Source organism: Pseudomonas sp. PS01297 (assembly GCF_029959305.1).
GTDB lineage: Bacteria > Pseudomonadota > Gammaproteobacteria > Pseudomonadales > Pseudomonadaceae > Aquipseudomonas > Aquipseudomonas helleri.
On the sequence record NZ_JASCPQ010000149.1, the window covers coordinates 1 to 8,502 of the forward strand.

Here is an 8,502-nt window from a genome sequence, read left to right on the forward strand (position 1 = left end):
TCAAACCCGATGAAATTCAGTACCGCTCTGTTGTAGGAGCGAGCTTGCCTCGCGATCTTTTGATCTTTTTAAAGCTCGCGAGGCAAGCTCGCTCCTACAGGGGCGGTGTGGCACAAAAAATCCCGGCACATGGCCGGGATTTTTGTATAACGCGTTGGCTTATGGCACCAATTTGTCCAGCAGCGCCTTATCACGCACCGCGCCCTTGTCGGCGCTGGTGGCCAGCAAGGCGTAGGCCTTGAGGGCGGTGGTGACTTTGCGTGGGCGGACTTCAACCGGCTTCCAGCCTTTTTTGTCCTGCTCAACACGGCGTGCCGCCAGTTCTTCGTCGCTGACCAACAGGTTGATCGAGCGGTTCGGAATGTCGATCAGCACTTTGTCGCCATCTTGCACCAGACCAATCGCACCACCGGCGGCGGCTTCTGGCGAAGCGTGGCCGATGGACAGGCCCGAGGTGCCGCCCGAGAAACGGCCGTCGGTCAGCAGGGCGCAGGCTTTGCCCAGGCCTTTGGATTTCAGGTACGACGTCGGATACAGCATCTCTTGCATGCCCGGGCCGCCTTTGGGGCCTTCGTAACGGATGATCACGATGTCACCGGCCTTTACTTCGTCAGCCAGAATGCCGCGCACGGCGCTGTCCTGGCTTTCAAAGATCTTGGCGTTGCCTTCAAACACGTGGATCGACTCGTCAACACCGGCGGTTTTTACCACGCAACCGTCCAGCGCGATGTTGCCGTACAGCACGGCCAGGCCGCCTTCTTGCGAGTAGGCGTGCTCGACACTGCGGATGCAGCCGTGTTCACGGTCGTCGTCCAGGGTGTCCCAGCGGGTCGACTGGCTGAACGCGGTCTGCGTCGGGATACCGGCAGGGCCTGCACGGAAGAACGTGTGCACGGCTTCGTCGTCGGTCTGGGTGATGTCCCACTTGGCGATGCCTTCGGCCAATGTCTTGCTGTGTACGGTCGGCAAGTCGGTGTGCAGCAAGCCGCCACGGGCCAGCGAACCGAGGATGGAGAAAATGCCGCCAGCGCGGTGAACGTCTTCCATGTGGTACTTCTGGATGTTCGGCGCCACTTTGCACAGCTGCGGCACATGGCGCGACAGGCGGTCGATGTCTTTGAGGTCGAAGTCGATCTCGGCCTCTTGGGCCGCGGCCAGCAAGTGCAGGATGGTGTTGGTCGAGCCGCCCATGGCGATGTCCAGCGTCATGGCGTTTTCGAACGCCTTGAAGTTGGCGATGTTGCGCGGCAATACCGATTCGTCGTTTTCGACGTAGTACTGGCGGCACAGGTCGACGATGGTGCGACCTGCCTGCAGGAACAGTTGCTCGCGGTCGCTGTGGGTCGCCAGGGTCGAACCGTTGCCCGGCAGGGCCAGGCCCAGGGCTTCGGTCAGGCAGTTCATGGAGTTGGCGGTGAACATGCCGGAGCACGAACCGCAGGTTGGGCAGGCGCTGCGTTCGTACTCGGCAACCTTCTCGTCAGAAGCGCTGGAGTCGGCGGCGATGACCATGGCATCGACCAGGTCGAGGCCGTGGCTGGCGAGCTTGGTTTTGCCCGCTTCCATGGGCCCGCCCGACACGAAAATCACCGGGATGTTGAGGCGCAGTGCGGCCATCAGCATGCCAGGGGTGATTTTGTCGCAGTTGGAAATACACACAATGGCGTCGGCGCAGTGGGCGTTGACCATGTACTCGACGGCGTCGGCGATGATCTCGCGGCTCGGCAGCGAATACAGCATGCCGTCATGGCCCATGGCGATGCCGTCGTCTACGGCGATGGTGTTGAATTCTTTGGCAACGCCGCCAGCCCGTTCGATCTCGCGGGCCACCAGTTGGCCCATGTCCTTGAGGTGGACGTGGCCGGGTACGAACTGAGTAAAGGAGTTGGCAATGGCGATGATCGGCTTTTTGAAGTCGGCATCTTTCATCCCCGTGGCGCGCCACAGTGCGCGGGCGCCGGCCATATTGCGGCCGTGGGTGGAGGTCTTGGAACGATAGTCAGGCATGGAACAGCTCCGGGCGGCTAATCAGGTAACAAACAGGGAAGTGAGCTTCTAATCGCTAGGGGATCACACAGAAAATGACCACGTATCCACTAGTTGCCGTGAACGCTGCGGGATCGCCGCACGCTTGGGCTTGAGCTCATAAACCCGCCGGGGATGATTGGCGATGAATGCGTCGATTCTACACGGCTGGCGGTGGGAGGGAATGGTCCAAACCGTGAAGATAGCGGCTACGGGACGAGCGCCCGCTCGCGGATCAGCCGATTCAAACCGAGCGCGATGGCGCTCAGGATCAAAAAGCACACGGCCAGGGTGCTGGTGAGGTGATCGTCGGCCAGGTTGATCACCAGGCTGATCAGGCCGCCGCACATGAAAATCAGCAGGCTGCCTGCGGAGGTCGATGTGCCCGCGAGTTGCGGGTAGAGGCTCATGGCTTTGGAGTTGGCGATGGGCCTGCAAATGGTGGTGCCTGCGGTGCAGATAAGCATGGGGATCAGCACCGTGATGGCAGACACGCCAAATTGCCAGGTAAGCCCCAGCATCACCAGCCCGGAAGCGGCGATGAGCCACAGGCCGGCAGTAATTTGTGTCTCGCTGGCGAGCTTGCGGTGCAGCACGCTGGCCATCACGCCGCCGACCACATACGCCGCGCCATACAGCAGCAAGGCCCAGGCAAACTGGTAGGCCGAGAGCTGCAGATGCTCCATGAAAATCAGCGGCGACAGGACGATAAACGAGAAGTGGCAGGCAAAGGCCAGGGCAGAAATCAGCCAGTAACCGACGAAGCGGATATCAGAAAACAGCCGCCAATACCCGGCGAAAAACTGCCGTGCTGACGGCCTGTGGCGGCTGCGAGACTCGGGCAGCAGGTGCAGTGACCAGCACCAGACCACCACCGCCAGGGCGATGAACACATAAAAGCTGCCTTGCCAGCCCAGGTACAGTTGCAGCCAGGTGCCGACCAAGGGGGAGCAGGAAATGAAGATCCCGCCGCCGGTGGCCATCCAGATCCGGATGCGCTCCAGCTCGCGACCTGCGAACACGTCCTGGATCAGCGCTTGTGACAGGGCAAATGCACCGCAGCCGACGGCCTGGACCACGCGGAAAAACATGAACCAGGCGAAATCCATGGCAAACAGGCAGCCCGTTGCGCCGATGGTCGCGAGGGCAATGCCAGTCAGCAGCAACTTTTTGCGCCCAAACATATCGGACAAAGGCCCGATCAGCAGCAGCGACACGGCCAGGCCGATGGCGAAAATACTCACCGACTGCGCGACGTCGGACGGTGTAGTGCGAAAGTGGCTGGACAGGGCCGGGAAGGAGGGCAGCACCACGTCCAGCGGGAAGACGGCGAGCAGGGTCATTGTCATCAACAAGGCAATGGTTGCGCGGGGTTTTGCAGGGGTGTCCGTGGGCGGTTGCACTGATGTGTCCGGTGTTAATCAGGGCGGGCAGTGTTCTGCGCCGGTGCTGGTTTTACAACGATGTCCTGAGTAGGCCGGTACTTGTATTTCTGTAAGAAAAAACTTTTCTCTGCGTCGCCGCGCTCTAGGCCGGCCATGCCGGGTTTTACCCCCGTCTCTGGGCGTGACTACACTCAGGGACTACAGTGGCGAACGCTTTCTATGAATAAGGATGTTGAATGCTGACCCTTAATCGATCCGTTTATGGGTGTCTGGCCATTGGCCTGGTGCAAGGGCTTTTACTGTGGCTGGCCAGTGACATTGCCGAGCCGGGCATCAAATACGCGCTGGTGACCGCCGTGCTGGTGGGCGGGATCAACCTGTTGCTGCTGGGCGACAACGTGCGTCAGCGAGGCGCTGTCTGGCTGGTGTTGGGCTTGACCGGCGTGATGACGGCGATCAGCGCCTGGGTGTTCTGGAAGTACAGCGAAACCTGGCTTTACAGCCACTGGATGAGCGGTAGCTGGTCCTGCTTTGCCGTGGTCATTGCCTACATTTGTACGGCGTTTATCTTGAGTTGGCCGACCCGTGAAGGGCGCATGCCGCGCTATGAAGATTTGTTCCGGCATGCCTGGGACACGGTGTTTATCGTGTTGCTGGGCTTGCTGCTGAATGCGGTGTTTTGGGCGTTGCTGCTGTTGTGGGGCAGCTTGTTCAAAATGCTCGGCATCGTGGCGCTGAACAAATTGTTTTTTAGCGATGGTTTTGTCTGTGTCAGCTCGGCGGTGGTGTTTGCCCTGGGGCTGCAAATGGGCCGCGATAACGACCGGGTGATTGGTCTTTTGCGCGGCATCTTGCTCACGCTGTGCCGCTTTTTGCTGCCGCTGAGTTCAATGATCGCCATTGTGTTCACGTTTACCTTGCCGTTCAGCGGCCTGGCGCCGATTTGGGACACCGGCTATTCGACGCCGATCATGGTGTGCCTGGTAGCGGCCAACCTGTTCTTGCTCAACGGCGTGTTCCAGGACGGTCATCAAAGCAGCGGCTACCCGCTGTGGCTCGTGCGCATGGTGGATCTGTGCCTGCTGTGTTTGCCGGTGCTGGTGGTGCTGGCCGGGTATTCGAGCTGGTTACGCATTGAGCAATACGGCCTGACCCCAAGCCGTGTGCTGGCGATGTTGCTGGTGCTGGTGGTGTTTGCCCATTGTGTGGCGGCGGTGTGGGCCGTGTTTGCCTCGAAATCGACCTGGCTGGGCAGTTTGCGGGTCAGCAACCCGTGGATCGCGCTGGCGTGCGTGGTGCTGTTGCTGGGCATTCATACGCCGTGGTTCAGCCCATTGAAGTTCAGTGCGCAGAACCAGGTACAGCGCGTACTTAATGGCAAAACCCCGGTTGAGACCTTTGATGCCGACACCTTGCGCTTTCGCTTGGGTGCGCCGGGCATGCAGGCGTATGAAACGTTGCTGGGGCAAGTCGAGCGCGGTGAGGTGCTGACCGAGCCTGCGCGGGCGGTGCTGCTGAAGCGGCTCAAGGAGGTCGAGATCGGCCGGGCCGGGGCGGCGCAGAACGATCGGTTACTGGAGTGGATCGGCCCTGGCGTGGACGGCAGCGAGCAGTTCGATGCGCTGGGCATGGCTGGCCATCTGTGCCGGTATCCGGGGTGTGCGATGTGGGCTGTCGATCTGGATCAGGACGGGCAGCTTGAAGTGCTGCAGTTGCCCAAGCAGGAATGGCCGGGCCCGCTGTACTTTTTCAAGCGCAATGCCCAGGGCAAGTGGCTGCGTGCCGGGTTGTATGAAATGGACGATAACCCGCTTGAATTGATCAAGAAGATTCGCGAAGGGGAAGTCCAACTGGTGAAACCGCGTTACCTGTCGTTGCAGATCGGCGGTGCGGTGCTGAGCCCGCGGGAGCAGCCAGAATGACCGTGTAGCCGCTGCCGCAGGCTGCGATGGACTGCGAAGCAGTCCTGAAGGCCCTTCGGACCTTATCGCAGCCTTCGGCAGCGGCTACAGGTTTAATGCGCCTTAGGTGTTAGGCAGCAAACGGCAGGTGATGCTCTTGATATAGCGGGTTTCGACAATCGCCGGGTGCACCGGGTGATCCGGGCCCTGGCCACCGCGTTCGAGCATCTGGATGTTGCGGTCCAGATGGCGGGCGCTGGTCAGCAGGATGTTTTGCAGATCGTCTTCAGGCAAGTGCATCGAGCACGACGCGCTGACCAGAATCCCGTCTTTGTTGAGCAAACGCATGGCTTGCTCGTTGAGACGGCGGTAAGCCGCTTCGCCGTTTTTCAGGTCTTTTTTGCGTTTGATGAAGGCAGGCGGGTCCGCCACGATCACGTCAAAGCGCTCTTCGCTGGCTTTGAGCTCGCGCAGGGCTTCGAACACGTCGCCTTCCATGCTGGTGACTTTATCGGCCACGTCGTTCAACGCGGCATTGCGATCAACGCCGTCCAGGGCGAACCCCGAGGCATCGACACAGATCACTTCGCTGGCGCCGAACGCCGCTGCCTGTACGCCCCAACCACCGATGTAGCTGAACAGGTCGAGGACTTTTTTGCCTTTGACGTACGGGGCCAAACGCGCGCGGTTCATGCGGTGGTCGTAGAACCAGCCGGTTTTCTGGCCTTCCATGACCGGTGCTTCGAACTTGACGCCGTTTTCTTCCAGGGCCACCCACTCCGGTACCAGACCGAAGACGGTTTCGACGTAACGCTCAAGGCCTTCTGCATCGCGGGCTGCCGAGTCGTTCTTGAACAGGATGCCGCGTGGCTTGAGCACTTGAACCAGCGCTGCAACCACGTCGTCTTTGTGGCGTTCCATGGTGGCAGAGGCCAGCTGCACCACCAGGATGTCGCCGAAACGGTCAACCACCAGGCCTGGCAGCATGTCGGAATCGCCGAACACCAGGCGGTAGTAAGGCTTGTCGAACAGACGGTCACGCAGGGACAGGGCCATGTTGAGGCGGTGAACCAGCAGCGACTTGTCCAAGGGCAGCTTGATGTCACGCGACAGCACGCGCGCGCAGATCAGGTTGTTCGGGCTCATGGCCACGATGCCCAGCGGCTTGCCACCTGCGGTTTCGAGCAGCGCTTGGTCACCGGCTTTAAAGCCGTTAAGCGGGGTGGTGGCTACATCAATTTCGTTGCTGTAGACCCACAAGTGGCCGGCGCGCAGGCGTCGATCGGCATTGGCTTTAAGGCGCAGGCTTGGCAGGGACATGAAGTCGCTCCGGGTATTGAAAAGGGCGCGATTATAGCCTTAGACGCTGCCTGCAAGCTTGGTTGATTCGCGGTATTGCGTCGGATCGCGTGCCCATCCGCGCAGAAAATTCCGCTAGAATCGCCGCCTATTCCAGAGTGTGCAGACATGCCCCCAGAGCTTTCATCGCAACAGATCAGTCAGGCTTTGCAAGGCATCAGCGTGCCGCCTCAACCGCAAATCATGGTGGATTTGCAGATGGAGCAGTACATGCCGGACCCGGACCTTGAGGTGATTGCGCGCTTGATCGCTCAGGACCCTGGCTTGTCGGGCGCGCTGCTGAAAATCGTCAACTCGCCGTACTACGGCCTGACCAACAAAATCGCTTCAATTCGTCGCGCAGTCACGCTGCTGGGCAGCCGCACTGTCATCAACCTGATCAATGCGCAGTCGATCAAGGGCGAGATGGGTGACGACACCATCGTCACCCTCAACCGTTTCTGGGACACCGCCCAGGACGTTGCCATGACCAGCCTGAGCCTGGCCAAGCGCACCGGCATGTCGGCGCCCGATGAAGCCTATGCGCTAGGCTTGTTTCACGATTGCGGCATCCCGCTGATGCTCAAGCGCTTCCCCGATTACATGCATGTGCTGGAACAGGGCTACGCCAACGCAGGCCCTGGCCGTCGCGTGGTCGACACTGAAAACCGCCACTTCAACACCAACCACGCGGTGGTCGGCTACTACACGGCCAAATCCTGGCGCTTGCCGGGGCACCTGACCGAAGCGATTGCCAACCACCACAATGCGCTGGCGATTTTCAGCGACGAGTCCTCGCGCAACGGCCCGCTGAAAAATCTGCTGGCGGTGCTGAAAATGGCTGAGCATATCTGTGCGTCGTCCAAGGTCCTCGGCAACCAGCGTGAAGACCATGAATGGAACAGCATCAGCCATCTGGTGCTGGACTACATTGGTTTGTCCGAGTATGACTTTGAGAACGTGAAAGAAAGTATCCGCGAGTTAGGGGCTGACTAGATGCCTGAATTACCAGAAGTCGAAACCACCCGCCGGGGCATTGCCCCGCACCTTGAAGGGCAGCGGGTCAGCCGGGTCATCGTGCGTGACCGGCGTTTGCGCTGGCCGATCCCCGAAGACCTGGATGTGCGTTTGTCGGGGCAAAAAATCGTGCAGGTTGAGCGCCGCGCCAAGTATTTGCTGATCAATGCCGAAGTCGGGACGTTGATCAGTCACTTGGGCATGTCGGGCAATTTGCGTCTGGTCGAGGCGGGCCTGCCGGCGCTCAAGCATGAGCACGTCGACATTGAGCTGGAATCGGGCCTGGCTTTACGCTACACCGACCCGCGGCGCTTTGGCGCGATGCTTTGGAGCCTTGACCCGCTCAACCACGAACTGCTGATCAAGCTGGGGCCGGAGCCGTTAACCGACCTGTTTGATGGCGAGCGGTTGTTTCAGTTGTCGCGCAAGCGTTCGATGGCGGTCAAGCCTTTCATCATGGACAACGCCGTGGTGGTGGGCGTGGGCAATATCTATGCGACAGAAGCGTTGTTTGCCGCAGGCATTGACCCGCGCCGCGAGGCTGGGAGCATTTCGCGGGCGCGTTATTTAAAGCTGGCGATTGAGATCAAGCGGATTCTGGCGGCGGCGATAGAGCGGGGCGGCACCACGCTGCGCGACTTTATCGGCGGTGACGGCCAGCCGGGTTACTTCCAGCAGGAACTGTTCGTGTACGGCCGTGCTTACGAGGCGTGCAAGGTGTGCGGCACCGAACTGCGCGAGGTCAAACTGGGCCAGCGAGCCAGCGTGTTCTGCCCGCGCTGCCAGAAGTAACCCAAAACCCTGTAGGAGCGAGCTTGCCTCGCGATCTTTTGATT

Annotated in this window: 6 protein-coding genes; 3 read left to right on the forward strand and 3 right to left on the reverse strand. The window is 60.2% G+C overall.

Annotated elements, in window-relative coordinates:
• Positions 1-159: 159 nt before the first annotated feature.
• Both ilvD and QMX84_RS25075 read right to left on the reverse strand, forming a co-directional pair.
• Positions 160-2,007, reverse strand: a complete 1,848-nt coding sequence (gene ilvD, locus QMX84_RS25070) for a dihydroxy-acid dehydratase (protein ID WP_282365054.1) — start codon at positions 2,005-2,007, stop codon at positions 160-162.
• 227 nt (positions 2,008-2,234) lie between these two features.
• The gene (locus QMX84_RS25075; protein ID WP_282365057.1) at positions 2,235-3,374 is read right to left on the reverse strand and encodes an MFS transporter; all 1,140 of its coding nucleotides are present in this window, start codon (positions 3,372-3,374) and stop codon (positions 2,235-2,237) included.
• A 272-nt stretch (positions 3,375-3,646) separates the two neighbouring features.
• On the opposite strand from QMX84_RS25075, the gene QMX84_RS25080 reads away from it, so the two are divergent.
• Positions 3,647-5,332, forward strand: a complete 1,686-nt coding sequence (locus QMX84_RS25080; RefSeq protein ID WP_282365055.1) for a DUF4153 domain-containing protein — start codon at positions 3,647-3,649, stop codon at positions 5,330-5,332.
• Positions 5,333-5,434: 102 nt separating this feature from the next.
• Here the strand turns inward: QMX84_RS25080 and QMX84_RS25085 are convergent, their stop codons facing one another.
• Positions 5,435-6,631, reverse strand: a complete 1,197-nt coding sequence (locus tag QMX84_RS25085; protein ID WP_282365056.1) for a class I SAM-dependent rRNA methyltransferase — start codon at positions 6,629-6,631, stop codon at positions 5,435-5,437.
• 201 nt (positions 6,632-6,832) lie between these two features.
• Between QMX84_RS25085 and QMX84_RS25090 the strand changes: the two genes are divergently transcribed.
• Positions 6,833-7,645, forward strand: coding sequence for an HDOD domain-containing protein (locus QMX84_RS25090; protein WP_262125094.1), 813 nt, complete (start codon positions 6,833-6,835; stop codon positions 7,643-7,645).
• A complete protein-coding gene (gene mutM / locus QMX84_RS25095; protein WP_048385129.1) occupies positions 7,646-8,458 on the forward strand; it encodes a bifunctional DNA-formamidopyrimidine glycosylase/DNA-(apurinic or apyrimidinic site) lyase in 813 nt (270 codons plus the stop codon).
• The last annotated feature ends 44 nt before the right edge of the window (positions 8,459-8,502 follow it).